Consider the following 15,904-nt stretch of genomic DNA (forward strand, 5'->3'; position numbering starts at 1 on the left):
TTTCCTTTACCCACCGTGGCTATTCGGGGAGGGAATCCGGGCTCCACCAGGTGGCGCCGTCCCCTGGAGAGTCCCCAGCGGGAGGCTCGCATCCGCTTGGATAGCCTGCTGGGCGTGGTCGACCTCGAATCCGTTGCCGCCGAATCGGCGTCTCCGACAGCTGTCGGCAAGAGCAAAGCCGGGCGTCGGACGCGGCTGCTCGCCGCGGTTTTCGGAATCGCCGGCGCGATCCTCGCGATCGCGATCCCGTTCCTGCCCGTCACGCTTGAGCAAACGACCCTCGACTGGCCGACCGCCCAGGGCACCAGAGCGGTGTCCGCCCCGCTGACCGCGCAGGCGCCGATCTCGCTCGACGCGAAGGTCCCGTGCGCGACCGCGCGGGCGCTGGACGCGCGCACCGCGGGCAACGCCGTGCTGTTCAGCACCAACCCGCCGAACTCCAGCATCGGCACCGTCACCGGGATGGCCTTGCAGGTCGGCGACGGTCAGCTCACGCTCTCCTCACAGGGCCAGCAGCTCGGCGCGGCCCCGCTCGGCGAGGGCGACTGCACGATCACCGTGCATTCCGACCCGAAGCACACGACCGCGTCCGTCGGCGGCACCCACCTGGCGGACGTCAGCGACGACCGCAGGCCGCAGCTCACCGGTTTCTTCTCCGACCTGACGAACCAGGACGACACGCACGGCCTCTCGGTCTCCGCGCAGGTCGACAACCGCTGGGCCAGCACCGCGACCGGCATCAAGCTGGCCGCCATCGTGCTGTCGGTGCTCTGCTTCATCGGCGCGGTGCTCGCGCTGTACCGCCTCGACCGGCTCTCCGGACGGCGCGCGCCCCGGCTGGCCGCGCGGGGCTGGTGGAAGCTGAAATTCCTCGACATAGCCGTGCTCGGCACGCTCGGCGTCTGGTGGCTGATCGGCGCGATGACCGCCGACGACGGCTACTTCACGACCATGGCGCGCGTCCGCGGCGACGCCGGGTACATCGGCGAGTACTACCGGTGGTTCGCCGCGCCGGACGCGCCGATGGCGTGGTTCGTCGACATCTACGCGGCCATGACCAAGATCAGTTCGCTGACGCCGTGGATGCGGCTGCCGTCGCTGTTGATGGGCGTCGCCTGCTGGATGCTGATCAGCCGAGGGGTGCTGCCGCGGCTCGGCAGGCAGGTGCGGATCAGCAGCGCGGCCGGCTGGGCGGCGGGCGCGGTCTTCCTCGCGTTCTGGCTGCCCTACGACAACGGCCTGCGCCCGGAAAACCTGGTCGCGCTGCTGTCGCTGATCACGATCTGCTCGGTCGAACGCGCGGTGGCCACCCGGCGGCTCGGCCCGGCGGCGGTCGGACTGACCGTCGCGGCGCTGTGCGTCTCGGTCAACCCGCACGGGCTGATGGCCGTGCTGCCGTTCGTGGTCGGGCTGAAGCCGCTGGCGAAGATCGTGCTCCGACACGCCCGCCAGTTCGGCTGGGTGCCGGTGCTCGCGCCGGTCGCCGCCGCCGGACTGGTGATCCTCGCGCTCATCTTCTGCGACCAGACGCTCTCCGGCGCGCTCGAATCGGTGCGGCTGCGGTCCTCGCTCGGCCCGACCGGGGCCTGGTACAACGAGCTCGACCGGTACACGATGCTGTTCAGCAACGGTCCGGACGGTTCGATGACGCGCCGGTTCCCGGTGCTGCTGATCTTCCTCTGCCTGGCGACCTGCGCGGTCGTGCTGCTGCGGCGCGGGAACATCCGCGGCGCCGCGCTCGGTCCGAGCCGCAGGCTGCTCGGCATCAGCGCACTGTCCTTTGTGGTCCTCGCGCTCGCCCCGACCAAGCACTCGCACCACTTCGGCATGCTGGTCGCGGTCGGCGGCCCGCTCGCCGCGCTCACCGCGTTGTCGACGAGCACGACGGTGCTGCTGTCGCGCCGCAACCGCGCGGCGTTCTTCGCCGGGCTGATGGTGATCGTCGCGCTGGCTTCGACCGGGCCGAACGCCTGGTGGTACGTCTCGGCGTGGGGCGTGCCGTGGTTCGACCTCCCGCCGCAGGTGTTCGGCATCAAGCTGAGCACGATGGCGCTCGTGGCGGCCGCGGTCGCGCTGGCGATCGCGGCGATCGAGCACATGAAGCACAACGAGCACGAACCGTTCGTCCCGCCCGCGCCGGTGGCGAAGGGCGACCTGGAAAACCGCGGCCGGGCACTGCGGCTCGGGCTCGCACCGCTGTCGACGGTGTGCGCGATTCTCGTGCTGTTCGAGATCGGCAGCATCGCCAAGGGCATCCAGAAGCGCTGGGACACCTACAACATGGGTGCTGACAACATCCGCCAGCTGGCCGGGAAGAGCTGCGGGCTGTCCGACTACATCAAGGTCGAGCGCGACCCGAAGGCCGGGCTGCTGGAAGCCGCGCCGCAACAGCCGCAGAACGCCGCTCCCGGCTGGCAGGTGCCCGCGGGCGCCGACCGCGGAACCACGCCGCAGGAATGGCTGACCAGCACCCAGAAGGGCTTCGTCACCAATGGCGGGCTGCCGACGGACGACAAGTGGAAGCCGCCGCACGACTTCGGCAAGGACGGCGCGCCGATCTGGGGCAGCTACCACGAGTCCGGCGACGGCGCGGGCGACCTGCGCACCCAGTGGTACTCGATCCCGGAACGCGCGCGCGACGGCTCGGTGCCGATCGTGGTCGCGCTCGCGGGCAAGACCGAGGACCCGAACGGGCTGACCGCCGAATTCGGCAAGTACACCCCCGCCGGGTTCGAGGTGCTCAGCCGCGAGAAGCTCGACGCGAAGAAGAAGGACACCGACTGGCGGGATGCGCGGGTCAGCGTGCCCGAAGGCGCCGACCAGGTGCGGATCGTGGCCAAGGGCCGCGGGCTCGGCAGCGAGGGCTGGGTCGCGTTCAGCGCGCCGCGGGCGCCGAAGATCGCGAAGATGACCGACGTGGTCGGGCAGGACCCGGTGTTCCTGGAGTGGGCCGCCGCCGCGCAGCACCCGTGCCTGCGCCCGTCGTCGATCCACAACGGGATCGCCGAGGTGCCGAAGTACCGGATCAGCGCGGGCGACGACCTGCGCACGGTGGGCCGGTACTGGTCCTCTCCGGCGGGCGGCGGGCCGTTCGTGTGGATGAACGCGAGCGTCCAGATGGAGGCGTTGCCGACGTACCTGGAAGGGGACGTCGATCGGGACTGGGGGACGTTGTACGAGGTGTCGCCCGACGTCGCGAACGCGCTTCCGGCTTCGGCGGCGCTGCATCAGCAGTCGGTGACGCATTCCGGATTGTGGTCGCCCGGACCGCTGGCCAAGCCTGCCAACCCGACTGGCGAGACGTAAAACCAGACGTGCCGCGAAGGGCCCCTTGAGTCTCTCAAGGGGCCCTTCTTTCAGCAGCGATACCGGGTGAACTGCTCGTTCATGATCAAGAACGCGCCGAGCCCGTGGAAGTCGTTCGTCAACCGCTTCCGGGCGAAGTAGAACTTCAGGTCTCCGACGTTCGTTCCTTCGCAAATGTCGGCGATGTTCGTCAGCCCGTCCGATCCGATCGACACCTTCTGCAGCACTCCCGCATACCCGCGCTGGGCGACCGAGGCATAAGAAGCAGGCAGATATCCGCGCTCGATCCCGCGGGAGACGGTGAACGCGTACATCGAGGACGCGGACGTCTCCAGCCAGTTCCCGTCGTCGCCGCCGTGGTCGACGACCTGGTACCACCGGCCGGTCCGCGGATCTTGGAACCGGCGGTACCCCTCGGCGAGGAACTGGACGATCCCGACCAGCTCCGGCCGTCGAGGATGGTCGGCGGGCAGCACCTCGAGGATGTCGATCGCCGCCATCCCGAACCAGCCGACGGCGCGGGCCCAGTGGAAGCTGGAGTGCTTGCCGGGGCCGGTCGCCCACGGCTGGCTGCCGCTTTCGTCGTAGGCGTGGTAGATCAGGCCCTTCGCGGGCTCCTTGAGGTGTCCGAAGTAGACGGACAGGTTCTTGGCGGATTCCTCGTAGCAGTACGTCGGATCGTGGAAAACCTTGCCGTACAACGCGAGGAACGGCTGCGCCATGTACACGCCGTCGCCCCACAGCTGGTGCTGACGGCTGACCGCGTGCCACATCCCGCCGTCGCTCGTGCGCGGGTAGGTCTCGAAGCGTTTGCGCAGCTGGTCGGCGGCCTTGCGGTACTTGGCGTTGCCGGTTTCGTTGTACAGCAAGGGAAGCATCTGGCAGGCGCGCATCGAGTCGAGACTGCTGAAGCTGTTGGAGATGCCGTCGTCGGTGATGAACCGGTCGTACCAGGCGACGACGTAGTCGAGGTACTTGCGTTCCTTGGTCCGCCGGTAGAAGAGGTACTGGCCGTAGAAGTAGAGACCGAGCGGATAGCTCCAGCCGCCGATGGACGCCGGGGTGTAGCGCTGCATGGTGGAGTCGATGACGGCGCGGGACCAGTCGCGCGCGCCCGCTGCCGCCGCGGCCCCGGGCAGCGCGAGCGCGCCGAGTGCCGCCGCGGTCCCGGTCAGTACCGATCTTCTCGAGAGGGACATGCGGGTGTCCTTCCTGCTGTCGGCGGCGGCGGGAAAGGCTGTCGAACGACCTCTACCCGGCTCCGGAGCGATCCGGCAAGGTTCCTGTCCGGGATGTCCGGCGCGATCGCTGGATAGGCGCAGCGGGCCCTCCGGTCAGCGGGAACCCGTCCGCAATGGACACCCGAGCCGGGCGATTAGCCGATTTGTCGACGCGACCTGGACGGTTCCGGCCAAACGGGGCGCGCCGACACGGTGCGGCCGTCCCGGTAGGAGGGCTCGGCAGCGATACCCTGACCGGCGTGGGTATCTCGGCGTGGATCTGGTTCGTCATCGCCGCCGTCGCGCTGGTGGCGGGGCTTGGCCTGCTCTTCGCGGACCGGGCCAGGGAGGGCTCGCGCAACCGTGAACGGCAGCGTTGGGCCCAGTTGCGCGGCTGGCAGTTCGTGGAAGAGGACGAACGGCTGCCCCGGCAGTGGTCGGGAGGCGCGATCGGGTACTTCGGAGCCGACGCGGCGGTGAACGTCGTCGCGGGCTCCACCTTCACCTCCGACGGCCGCCGTCCGGTGTTCATCTTCGACATCGAGTCCCAGGGCCAGGTGCCCGCGGTGGTCGTGGCCGTGCGCTGCAACAAGACGCACCGGGTGCCGGTCGAGATGTGGCTGTCGAGCGTGCCGTTCCAGCGGGAGAACATGCCGGAGATGCTCGGCCCGATCGGCCAGCGCTACGCCTTCGCGGACGACTCCGAGGGCGCCCGCCAGGTCATCACCCAGGACCTGGTCGACGCGGCCGACCAGCTGGGCGGCGACGTCGGCGTGGCGTGGCTGGAGAACGAGTGGGTGCTGGCGAGCGTCGTGCCGGGGGCTGGGCCGTCGCGGCTTGAGCGCTTGCTGCGCGACCTGGGCGAGATCGCCGACATCGTGGACCCGTTCGACGAGGACTACGACTCGAACCGCACGTGGACGCCGTCGGCGGGCACCCCGGCCGCGCCGCCCGCCCCGACGAGCGCCCCCTCCCCGGCGGACACCCAGGCGACGAGGCCGGTCGACACCCGCGCGGTCGAGACGTCGGCACCGTCTCCGGCGGATACGCGGATGACGGAGCGGCAGCCGTCTCCGCCCGCGCCGCGTACTCCGCCTGGTCGGGGTGCGCATCCGGCGGAGTCGGAGCGGGGCGAGGACGCCTGAGAACTTGAGATGGGGAACCGCCCGGTCGCGTTGTCGCGGCCGGGCGGTTTCGCGTTCGGGGGCTGGCATCCTGACGCGGTGCTGCTGAGATGGATCCGCGAGGTCGCGGACGAGCCGTTGCTCATCGATCCGGCCCACCGGGATCTCGAGAGCCGAGAGAACACCTGGTCGCTCTCGCTGGCACCCGAGAAGCACGGTTCCTCGTCGGCACACGAGGTCGTTGCCGCGTTCGAGGAGTGCGCCTCGGTCCTGCGCGAGCGGGTGCGCTCGCTGGACTACGACGGGCCAGTGACGTTCTATGTGTGGCACGACCAGCAGGCCGGGCAGTTGCGCTGCTCGACCGCCTCGTTGCCGGAGGACGAGTTGCCCTTCGGGGCGCGAGTCGAACTTGTTTCGCTGCACTCCATCGCCGAGGAGTTTCTCGACGACGAGGTGCCAGGCCTGGTGCGGCGGGCGGATCTTCGTCCGCCATCCGATGACGAAGCCGAGGAAACGGGACCAGCCGAGTTCGTAGTTCGCGTCTGGACCACGCTCCTCGACAAGACGCAGTGAAGGCCTCCCCGCGGTAACTCCGCGAGGAGGCCTTCGCAATCCGTCAGACCCGCGACACCTTCAGCGTGTCACCGGTCTCCAGCTCCGGCAGGTCCACCCGCACGGTGTCCCCGTCCCGAACCTCACCGGACAGCAGCTGCTTGGCCAGCTGGTCCCCAATCGCCGACTGCACCAGCCGGCGCAGCGGACGGGCGCCGTAGATCGGGTCGAAGCCGTTCAGCGCCAGCCATTCCCGGGCACCGTCCGTCACCTCGAGGTGGAGGCGGCGCTGGGCGAGCCGCTTGGCCAACCGGGCCACCTGGATGTCCACAATGGACGTCAGCTGCTCGGTGCCGAGCGCGTGGAACACCACGATGTCGTCCAGCCGGTTCAGGAACTCCGGCTTGAACTGCCGTTGCACGACCTCCATCACCGCGTCGCGGCGCTGGCGTTCGTCCAGCGACGGGTCGGCGATGGCTTGCGAGCCGAGGTTCGACGTCAGGATCAGGATGGTGTTGCGGAAGTCCACCGTCCTGCCCTGGCCGTCGGTCAGCCTGCCGTCGTCGAGGACTTGCAGGAGCACGTCGAACACGTCCGGGTGCGCCTTTTCGACCTCGTCCAGCAGCACCACCGTGTACGGGCGGCGCCGGACGGCCTCGGTCAGCTGGCCGCCCTGGTCGTAGCCGACGTACCCCGGAGGCGCACCCACGAGCCTGGCCACCGAGTGCTTCTCGGAGTACTCGCTCATGTCGATGCGCTGCATCGCGCGCTCGTCGTCGAACAGGAACTCCGCCAGCGCCTTCGCCAGCTCGGTCTTGCCGACACCGGTCGGGCCGAGGAACAGGAACGAACCGGTCGGCCGGTCTGGGTCGGCTACGCCCGCCCGGGCCCGGCGCACGGCGTCCGCGACGACCTGGACCGCCTGGTCCTGGCCGATGACGCGGCGGTTCAGCTCCTCTTCCATCCGGAGCAGCTTGCCCGTCTCGCCTTCGAGCAGACGCCCGGCCGGAATACCGGTCCACGCGCTGACCACGTCGGCGACGTCGTCCGCGCCCACCTCTTCCTTCAGCATGACGTTCTGCTTGCTGGCCTCGTTCGCGGCCATCGCGGCCTCGAACTCCTTCTCCAGCGCCGGAATCCGGCCGTACCGCAGCTCGGCGGCCTTGCCGAGGTCGCCGTCGCGTTCGGCGCGTTCCGATTCGCCGCGCAGTTGTTCCAGTTGCTCCTTCAGCTCACGGACGGTCTCGATCGAGCCCTTCTCGTTCTGCCAACGGGCGGTCAGCGCGGTGAGTTCCTCGCGCTTCTCGGCCAGTTCGGCGCGCAGTGCGGTCAGCCGTTCAAGAGAGGCGGCGTCGTCCTCTTTGGACAGTGCCATCTCCTCGATCTCCATGCGCCGCACGGCCCGTTCGACCTCGTCGATCTCCACCGGCCGCGAGTCGATCTCCATGCGGATCTTCGACGCGGCCTCGTCGACCAGGTCGATCGCCTTGTCCGGCAGGAACCGCGCGGTGATGTAACGGTCCGACAGCGTCGCGGCGGCGACCAGCGCGGCGTCCGTGATGCGGACACCGTGGTGCACCTCGTAGCGCTCCTTCAGCCCGCGCAGGATCGCGATGGTGTCCTCCGGCGACGGCTCGCCGACCAGCACCTGCTGGAAGCGGCGCTCCAGCGCCGGGTCCTTCTCGATGTGCTGGCGGTACTCGTCGAGCGTGGTCGCGCCGACCATGCGCAGCTCGCCACGAGCCAGCATCGGCTTGATCATGTTGCCCGCGTCCATCGCGCCCTCGCCGGTCGCGCCCGCGCCGACGATGGTGTGCAGCTCGTCGATGAACGTGATGACCTCGCCCGCGGAGTCGGTGATCTCCTTGAGCACGGCCTTCAACCGCTCCTCGAACTCGCCGCGGAACTTGGCGCCGGCCACCATCGACCCGAGGTCGAGTGCGACGACTCGCTTGCCGCGCAACGATTCCGGCACGTCGCCCGCGACGATCCGCTGGGCGAGGCCCTCGACGATCGCCGTCTTGCCGACGCCCGGTTCGCCGATCAGCACCGGGTTGTTCTTGGTACGCCGGGAAAGCACCTGCACGACCCGGCGGATCTCGGTGTCGCGGCCGATGACCGGGTCGAGTTCGCCCGATCGGGCCCGCTCGGTGAGGTCGACGCCGTACTTCTCCAGCGCCTTGAACGTGCTTTCGGGATCCGCACTGGTGATCCGGGCCGACCCGCGCACCTTCGCGAACGCCTCGCGCAGCGCGTCCGGCGTGGCGCCGTGCCGCTTGAGCAGGTCCGCGACCTGAGCGCCTTCGGTGGCGAGGCCGACGAGCAGGTGCTCGGTCGACACGTACTCGTCGCCGAGTTCGGTGGCGAGCTTCTGTGCCTGCGAGAGCGACTTGACCGCGGGCGCGTCGAACTGCGGGGTCGACACGGTCGCGCCGGTCGCCGACGGCAGCCCGTTGATGATCGGCTCGAGCTCCTTGTGCACCGTTTCCGGGTCCGCCCCGACCGCGGTCAGCAGCGGTGCGGTGGTCCCGTCACCCTGCGCCAGCAGGGCGCCCAGCAAATGGGCGGCCGACACGTGCGGGTTGCCGGCCACGGTGGCCGCCTGCGCCGCGGACGAGATCGCCTGCTGGGTCTTCGTGGTCGGGTTGAAAGCGTCCATCCCTCACCTCATGCGTTCGTGGAAATACCTGGTGACAGGCCCGACCAAGGCCCGTCGACAGGTATAACGTCAGCAAAGTTGAGTCTGTTCCGCTCAACTCTGAATTGGTGCCACCGCAGCCGCGGGCAGCCTTGGCCCCAGCCTGCCGAGCCCGAGCGCGGCGAGGCAAGCGCAACCCCCGACCAGGACCCAGGGTAACCACGCCGCCACGGAAAACAACGACACGATCGCTGGAGCCAGCACCTGAGCCACAGTGAACGCGTATTGGAACGCGGCGAGGTAACGACCCTTCGCTTCGGGTGGCGCGGCGGCCTCGGCGAGCGCGCCGGAGCGCGGGCCGAACACCAGGTCACCGGCGGCGAACACGAGCGTCGCGGCCAGCAGGTACGGCACCTGCCAGCTGCGCGGAACCAGCAGCACGCCGACGCTCGTCAGGCACCACGCGGCGAACAGCGCGGACCCGGCGCGCATCGCGTTGATCCGGCTGAGGCCGCGGGTGAGCCGAAGCGCGATCGTGCCGCCGGCACTGGTCAGCACTGTGAGCAGGAACAAGATCGCACCGGGCAGCCAGGTCGGCGCGTGCAGCCGGTCGAGCACGAACACCGGGGTGCCGATGAGGAAGAAGTCGAGCGAGAGCCCGAACAGGCCGCTCAACAGGATCAGAGTCAGGTACGGGCGGTCGCGCCACACGCCGCTTCGCACGCGTGCCACGGGCGCGAACCGGCGGCCGGGAGGGATGAACACCGCGACGAGGCCTGCCGCGGCGAGAAAAGTCAGCACGTCCACGACGAGCGCGACGCTGTAACCGCTGTCGCCGAACCAGGTGAGCAGTGCCGACGACATCAGCCCGCCGAGCCCGAATCCGCCCGCGCGCACCATTCCGACCTCGGCGAACGGCCGGTCCTTCGGCACGTCCCCGGCGACTTCGGAGACGAGCGCGAACAGGCAGCTGTAGAACAATTGTTGCCCGGCACCAAGAAGGATGGCAGCCACCACAACGCCGCTGATGTCGTGTGCGAACAAATACGCGCTGATTCCGGCAGCCTGCAACAGTTGCGCCGCGAGAACTCCGGCTCTCGGTCCGGCGCGATCCACCAGCCGCCCGGCGAGCGGCGGCATGAGAAGCCCCGCTGTGGTCCCCACCGTGACCGCCGTGCCCGCTTCGACGAGCGGGATTCCGATCACCCGCGTCACGTAAAGCAGTGCGAGCGGAAGGAAAAGTCCGGAACCGAAGTTGTCGATTCCCATAGCCAGCAACATCGCGACCCTGCTTCGCGTCACATATTCGACGCTACCTCCGGGGAAGGGGGACGAGGCAGGGCCGGGAGGGCGCATCGCTCGGCGGCAAATGCCACTCCCAGTAGAAAGCTCGTGAGTGTCCGCCGCGGCGTGCACCGCGGCAAACACTCACGAGCCCCTTTAGTCGACGCTGAGTGTTCCTTGGTGCCTAACGAACTCTCGTTCCATGGCTTCGCTCAACTCGACATCATGTTGTGCGGCCGCACCATCGCCGACCGTCATCGGTTCGGCGTGCGGCGTGTATCCGTGTGCCGACACAGTGAGCGTGTACGCGCCCGGCTCGATCCCCGTGAAGCGGTAAGCGCCGTCGCCACCCGCGATGTGCGTTGCGGTGACAGTGCCCAAGCGGTCGGTGAGAGTCAGCACCGCGCCTGCGACGGCGGCATGGCGACCGGCCACGCGTACGCGACCCGAGATAGCGCCCTGGCTGTCCAACAGCAAGTCGTGCCAACGCGCGTTGCCGTTAAGCCGCACAGTGGACACCGCGGGCCGCGTCGAACCAGCTGTCGCGAGAAGGACGTGCTCGCCCACAGTGTTCGCCGACAGCTCGTACGCGCCAGTACGTCCCGTACGCCCGACGTCGACCTGACGCCCCGACATGTCGGTGAGCGTAAGCACGACACCGGACACTGGACGGCCGCCCGCGTCGAGAACCCGCCCGCGCAGCACGGAGGTCATCTCGACCGGAGCTTCGACCACAGACACCGCCTCGACCGAGACAGCAGCCGCGGCCGGTGCGGGCGCGTCCGCGTCGAGCGTCCGGCGCAGCGGCACCTCCTTGATGAACAGCACCGCGAGGAAGGTGACCACCGCGATGCAGCCCGCTACGAAGAACACCGTGCCGGTCGCGTCGCCGAAGGCCCCGCGCACCACCGGCTGCAGCGCCGGCGGGAGCGACGAGATGGCGAACGTGCCGCCACCGCCGGAAACCGCACCACCACTGTGAATACCCATGTGCGACAGCGAGTTCGCGATGTTCGTCGCCACCCGGGCGGCGAGCACCGCACCGAGCGCGGAGACGCCCGCCGCGCCGCCGAGCGATCGGAAGAAGGTGACGACCGAGGACGACGAGCCGATGTCCTTCATCGCGACCGTGTTTTGGACTACCAAAACCAGGTTCTGCATCAGGAAGCCCAGCCCGAGGCCGACCAGCGCGAGGTAACCGCCCATCAGCGTCAGGTTCGTCGCGTGGTCCACCGTCGAGAGCAGGAACAGCCCGGCCAGCAGCGAAATCCCGCCCGCGACCATGAACGGCTTGGTGCGCCCGGTCCGGGAAATGACCTGCCCCGCACCGGTCGAAGCGACGGCCAGCCCCAGCACCATCGGCAGCGTCATCAGGCCGGCGTGCGTCGGCGAGAAACCGCGCGCGATTTGGTAGTACTGCCCGAGGAACACCGAACCGCCGAACATCGCGGTGCCGACCGCCAGCGAGGCGAGCACCGACAGCGTGAAGGTGCGGTTGCGGAAGAGCCGCAGCGGAACCACCGGCTCCGCGACCCGGGATTCGACGAGAACCGCCAGCGCCAGCGCGACGATCGCACCGCCGACGTACGCGGCGCTCGACCACGAAACCCAGCCGAAGCTGCCGCCCGCCAGCGAAACCCAGATCAGCAGCAGCGCGACACCGCCGACCAGCAGGGTCGCGCCCAGCCAGTCGATGCGCACCTTGCGCTTGAGCACCGGCAGCTTCAGCGTCCGGCCGAGCACGATGAACGCGACGACGGCCAGCGGTACGCACACCCAGAAGCACCAGCGCCAGCCGAGCGGCGAGTCGACGATCAGCCCGCCGATCAACGGGCCGGAAACGGTCGCGACGGCGAACACCGCGCCGGTGTAACCGGTGTAGCGGCCGCGGTCGCGCGGCGCGATCATCGCCGCGATGACGACCTGGATCAGCGCCTGCAGCCCGCCGAGCCCGATGCCCTGCAGTGCACGGTAGGCGATGAGTTCGGGCATCGACTGCGCGATCCCGCCCAGTGCCGAACCGACGGTGAAGACGACGATCGCGATTTGGTACAGCAGTTTCTTGCTGAACAGATCGGAGAGTTTGCCCCAGATCGGGGTGGTCGCGGTCGACGTCAGCAGCGTCGCGGTGACAACCCAGGTGTACTCGCTCTGCGAACCGTGCAGGTCGGCGAGGATCGTCGGCAGCGCGTTGGACACGATGGTCGACGACAGCAACGCCACGAGCAGGGCCAGCAAGAGACCGGTGAAGGCCTTGAGGATTTCCCGGTGCGTCATCGGCTGCCCGGATGCGGTGGTTTCCACTATTCGCTACTTCACTTTCCCGACTGCGGCGCGCCGGCGCAGTACCCGGACGGGCCGAGCGTCGCGCGCAGACCTTCGTTCAATTCGGCGAGCTGCGACGTGAGGCCGGAGATCCGGTCCTCGTCCCAGCCGCCCAGTGCTGTCTCGAAGAATTCGAGGTACTGCTTGCGCCACAGTTCGAGCCGGGCGAGACCCTCCTCGGACACGCTGATCAGCGACGCGCGCCCGTCCTCGGGGGCGGGGCGGCGCTCGATCAGCCCGGCGGCCTGCAACTGGGCGATCTGCCTGCTGATCACCGACAGGTCGACAAGCCTGCGCTTGGCGACCTCGGACGGACGGGCCTCGCCGTGCTTGGCGAGGTCGGACAGCAGCATCGCCGAGGCCGGGTGCAGCCCTGGCTCGTTCTGCCACGCCTGCATGATCCACAGGTGCTGGAGCTGGGCGGACGCCTTCAGCTCCCGCAGCAGTTCGAGCCGCACGTCGTCAGCTGGGCTCATCGTTCCTCCCGGGCCTGGTGCCCACTTGCTTGTATTCTACAAGTTTAGCTGCCAAAGGTTGCGTAGGACAACTATCTAATCGGTGAGCTGCCCCACGTCCCGACCGGCCGGTAACCCGACCGGAGCAACGATGCGGGCATTCCGCCTCAGTGCGGCTACTCTGCGGACCAGACGCCCCGCGATGCCGACGCGGCGAGCACGTCGTGGACAACGAGGAGCAGGAGTGGCGAATTCCCCCGCGCGACGGCGCGAGCCGAATCCGACAACCTCGGCCGCCCTGCTCTCGTGACTCCTCCTTCCCAGCCCCCCGGCCTCCGGTCCCGACCCATGAACGACGACAGCCCGATGACAGCCGATTCGATCAGCCCGCTCCCGCGGACCTCAGCCGCGCCCCGGCAGGCGCCCGCTGCCGTCGTCGCGATGGTGCAGCTCATCCGCGACACCTGGGCCAAATCGGAGCCGTACGCGCCGGAGATCTCCCAGTTCTTCTACGGGATGCTCTTCACCCTCGCGCCCGCCACGCGCGATTTCTTCCCGATCAACATGGAAGTGCAGGGCGGGCGCATCATCCGCGCGCTGGCCCGTGTCGTGCAGATGGTGGACCGGCCGGACGACCTGCTGCCGTTCCTGCGCCAGCTCGGCCGCGACCACCGCAAGTTCGGCGTCGCCCCCAAACATTACGAGGCCGTCGGCACCGCGTTGCTGGCCGCGCTGAAAAACCACCTCGGCCCGGAGTGGACGCCGGAGGTCGAGCGCGCGTGGGCGGAGGCGTTCACCATCGTCGCGCGCGCGATGCAGGAGGCCGCGGCGGCGGACGAGAACCCGGCGTCGTGGTCGGCCACCGTGGTCGAGCACCGGCGGCTCACCTGGGATCTCGCGCTGGTGCGGGTGATCCCGGACCAGCCGGTGCCGTATTCGCCGGGCCAGTACATGAGCGTCGAGGTGCCGCAGCGGCCGCGGTTGTGGCGGTATCTGTCGCCGGCGAACGCGCCGCGCGAGGACGGCGGCATCGAGTTCCACGTGCGCGCGGTCGACGGCGGCTGGGTGTCGCGGGCGATCGTGAGCCACACGCAGGCGGGCGACGTCTGGCGGCTCGGCCCGCCGCTGGGCCGGATGACCGTCAACCGCGAACAGTCGCGCGGCGTGCTGATGGTCGCGGGCGGCACCGGGGTCGCACCGCTGCGGGCGATCCTCGACCATCTCGCACTGTGGGGCGAGAACCCGAAGACCAGGCTGTTCTACGGCGGCCCGACTCGCGAAGATCTCTACGACCTCGAAGAACTGCGCGCGCTCGCCGCGACCAACCCGTGGCTCACCATCACCCCGGTCGTCGAACGCGGCGACCATCTGCCCGGGTGCGAACACGGCACGCTCGCCGAGGCGGTCACGCGGTACGGCGCGTGGCCGGACCACGACATCCTGGTGTCCGGGTCGCCCGCGATGATCCGCGCGACGGTGTCGCGGATGCTCGTCGCGGGCAGCGCGCTGGACCAGATCCAATACGACCCGTTCACCGCGGACTGAGGCCATGGACATTCGGATTCCAGCAGCAGACGGAGAAATCGACGGCTACCTGGCGGTGCCGTCCGGCGACGGCCCGTTCCCGGCGGTGGTGCTGATCCACGACGTGTTCGGGCTGAACCAGGACGCGCGCGAGATCACCGACCGGTACGCCGCGGCGGGTTATCTCGCGCTGAGCCCCGATCTGTACTCGCGCGGCGGCATGATCCGGTGCGTGAAGCGGACGTTCCAGGACCTGTTCGCTCGCGAAGGCCGGGCGTTCGCGGACATCGAGGCGGCGCGGGCGCTCGTCGCCGGACGGGACGACGCGACCGGCAAGGTCGGCGTCGTCGGGTTCTGCATGGGCGGCGGATTCGCGTTGGCGGCCGCCTCGCGGGACTTCGACGCTTCCGCACCGTACTACGGGCAACTGCCGAAGGATCTGTCCGCTTTGGACGGTGCGTGCCCGATCGTCGGCAGCTTCGGCGGCAAGGACTTCTCCCTGCGCGGCGCGGCGGCCAAGCTCGAAGCCGCGCTCACCGAACGCGGAATCCCGCACGACGTCAAGGAATACCCGGACGCCGGGCACGGCTTCGCGAATCACTACCGGCCCGCGCCGCTGGCCGCACTCGCGAAGGTCACCGGGATGGGCTATCACGAGCCGTCGGATTCAGACGCCTGGCGACGCGTCATCGCGTTCTTCGAGGAGCACCTTCAGCCCAGCGTGCTCAAGTAACCGAGCGCCCCGACGGCGACCGCGCCAAGGCTAGCGAGGCCGAACGTGCGTCGGCCCGGCCGTTCGGCTTCTTTCAGCAGTTGAAGGCCAGCGGGGATGAGCGCCACGCACAGCCCGGCCGCGGCGACGATCGACCACGCCGTCGTTCCTTTGAGGACACCGAGCGGCATGACCGTCGCCGCGGCGAGCGCTGCTGCGCGCACCCGACCGAGTACCCCGGCGCGGTAGGCCGCGAAAGCCAGCAGCGGCCAGCCGAACATGATCGTGAACGACAAGAAGCTGAACAAGTGCAGGTCGCCGTAGGCGTCCGCGACGAACTCGGTCGCGTAGCCCGCTCCGCGATGCCGGGCGAGATCCGTTGCGGCCTGGTCGAATCCGGCATGGAAGACCCGCTCCACCAGACCGATCAGCACAAGAGCGCCGGACCACGCCGCCCAGCGCGGCTTCTCGATCGCGATCTGGCGGACCACTGTGGACACTGCGAAGAGAAGAACCACCTGACCGGCGACGAAACAGGTGGCGGCCGCGGTCATCTGGGCCGGATGCCGAACCGAAGCGGCGAGCTGGTGCGGGAAGAAGAACGGATACGGCAGGCGCAGCAGCACGCCGGCGAGCACGAGCACCGGGCCGAGAACGAGCGCCGCTCCGCCGAGGCGAGGGCCGGGAAAGGTCGACATGCCGCTCACCGTGCCCGGCCGGGCGCCCCGCGCACATCGGTCCGGGGCGGACAGTTCCACGCCACG

The 15,904-nt window shown here is 69.3% G+C and carries 10 protein-coding genes and 1 pseudogene; 5 read left to right on the forward strand and 6 right to left on the reverse strand.

What is annotated here, in order from left to right:
* The first annotated feature begins 114 nt into the window (after window positions 1-114).
* Window positions 115-3,306 carry an arabinosyltransferase domain-containing protein gene (locus tag L3Q65_RS34965; RefSeq protein ID WP_237597611.1) on the forward strand — a complete coding sequence of 1,064 codons (3,192 nt, stop codon included), beginning with the start codon at window positions 115-117 and terminating at the stop codon, window positions 3,304-3,306.
* A 50-nt stretch (window positions 3,307-3,356) separates the two neighbouring features.
* Here L3Q65_RS34965 and L3Q65_RS34970 read toward each other — a convergent pair whose 3' ends face one another.
* On the reverse strand, window positions 3,357-4,505 hold the full coding sequence (locus tag L3Q65_RS34970) for a glycoside hydrolase family 105 protein (RefSeq protein WP_182892854.1): 1,149 nt from the start codon (window positions 4,503-4,505) through the stop codon (window positions 3,357-3,359).
* A 281-nt stretch (window positions 4,506-4,786) separates the two neighbouring features.
* Between L3Q65_RS34970 and L3Q65_RS34975 the strand changes: the two are divergent.
* Window positions 4,787-5,440, forward strand: a pseudogene (locus tag L3Q65_RS34975) (hypothetical protein); the annotation flags it as partial.
* Between the two features lie 240 nt (window positions 5,441-5,680).
* The gene (locus L3Q65_RS34980) at window positions 5,681-6,223 is read left to right on the forward strand and encodes a hypothetical protein (RefSeq protein ID WP_237597612.1); all 543 of its coding nucleotides are present in this window, start codon (window positions 5,681-5,683) and stop codon (window positions 6,221-6,223) included.
* A gap of 43 nt (window positions 6,224-6,266) precedes the next feature.
* Here L3Q65_RS34980 and clpB read toward each other — a convergent pair whose 3' ends face one another.
* The 4 genes from clpB to L3Q65_RS35000 form a co-directional block, all read right to left on the reverse strand.
* Entirely contained in the window at window positions 6,267-8,861 is a 2,595-nt protein-coding gene (gene clpB, locus L3Q65_RS34985; RefSeq protein WP_182892857.1) for an ATP-dependent chaperone ClpB, read from the reverse strand.
* Between the two features lie 93 nt (window positions 8,862-8,954).
* Complete coding sequence (locus tag L3Q65_RS34990) at window positions 8,955-10,142, reverse strand: MFS transporter (protein ID WP_182892858.1); 1,188 nt, start codon at window positions 10,140-10,142, stop codon at window positions 8,955-8,957.
* Window positions 10,143-10,280: 138 nt separating this feature from the next.
* On the reverse strand, window positions 10,281-12,401 hold the full coding sequence (locus tag L3Q65_RS34995) for an MFS transporter (RefSeq protein WP_237600979.1): 2,121 nt from the start codon (window positions 12,399-12,401) through the stop codon (window positions 10,281-10,283).
* Window positions 12,402-12,439: 38 nt separating this feature from the next.
* Window positions 12,440-12,925 carry a MarR family winged helix-turn-helix transcriptional regulator gene (locus L3Q65_RS35000; protein WP_182892859.1) on the reverse strand — a complete coding sequence of 162 codons (486 nt, stop codon included), beginning with the start codon at window positions 12,923-12,925 and terminating at the stop codon, window positions 12,440-12,442.
* 345 nt (window positions 12,926-13,270) lie between these two features.
* Here L3Q65_RS35000 and L3Q65_RS35005 point away from each other — a divergent pair, with 345 nt between their 5' ends.
* Window positions 13,271-14,449 (forward strand): globin domain-containing protein, encoded by a 1,179-nt coding sequence (locus tag L3Q65_RS35005; protein ID WP_182893026.1) that lies wholly within the window; start codon window positions 13,271-13,273, stop codon window positions 14,447-14,449.
* Window positions 14,450-14,453: 4 nt separating this feature from the next.
* Window positions 14,454-15,161, forward strand: coding sequence for a dienelactone hydrolase family protein (locus tag L3Q65_RS35010; protein ID WP_182892860.1), 708 nt, complete (start codon window positions 14,454-14,456; stop codon window positions 15,159-15,161).
* On the opposite strand, the gene L3Q65_RS35015 is transcribed toward L3Q65_RS35010, so the two are convergent.
* Window positions 15,140-15,838 (reverse strand): hypothetical protein, encoded by a 699-nt coding sequence (locus tag L3Q65_RS35015; RefSeq protein ID WP_237597613.1) that lies wholly within the window; start codon window positions 15,836-15,838, stop codon window positions 15,140-15,142. The genes L3Q65_RS35010 and L3Q65_RS35015 overlap by 22 nt on opposite strands.
* Window positions 15,839-15,904: the final 66 nt, after the last annotated feature.

The sequence above is a fragment of the Amycolatopsis sp. FU40 genome, from assembly GCF_021903635.1.
Taxonomy (GTDB): domain Bacteria; phylum Actinomycetota; class Actinomycetes; order Mycobacteriales; family Pseudonocardiaceae; genus Amycolatopsis; species Amycolatopsis dendrobii.

What these genes read in the sequence shown, in the direction of transcription:
- L3Q65_RS34970 (WP_182892854.1), bottom strand. Translation starts at nt 4,505, where the DNA reads ATGTCCCTCTCGAGAAGATCGGTACTGACCGGGACCGCGGCGGCACTC.
- L3Q65_RS34980 (WP_237597612.1), top strand. Translation starts at nt 5,681, where the DNA reads ATGGGGAACCGCCCGGTCGCGTTGTCGCGGCCGGGCGGTTTCGCGTTC.
- clpB (WP_182892857.1), bottom strand. Translation starts at nt 8,861, where the DNA reads ATGGACGCTTTCAACCCGACCACGAAGACCCAGCAGGCGATCTCGTCC.
- L3Q65_RS34995 (WP_237600979.1), bottom strand. Translation starts at nt 12,401, where the DNA reads ATGACGCACCGGGAAATCCTCAAGGCCTTCACCGGTCTCTTGCTGGCC.
- L3Q65_RS35000 (WP_182892859.1), bottom strand. Translation starts at nt 12,925, where the DNA reads ATGAGCCCAGCTGACGACGTGCGGCTCGAACTGCTGCGGGAGCTGAAG.
- L3Q65_RS35005 (WP_182893026.1), top strand. Translation starts at nt 13,271, where the DNA reads ATGACAGCCGATTCGATCAGCCCGCTCCCGCGGACCTCAGCCGCGCCC.
- L3Q65_RS35010 (WP_182892860.1), top strand. Translation starts at nt 14,454, where the DNA reads ATGGACATTCGGATTCCAGCAGCAGACGGAGAAATCGACGGCTACCTG.
- L3Q65_RS35015 (WP_237597613.1), bottom strand. Translation starts at nt 15,838, where the DNA reads ATGTCGACCTTTCCCGGCCCTCGCCTCGGCGGAGCGGCGCTCGTTCTC.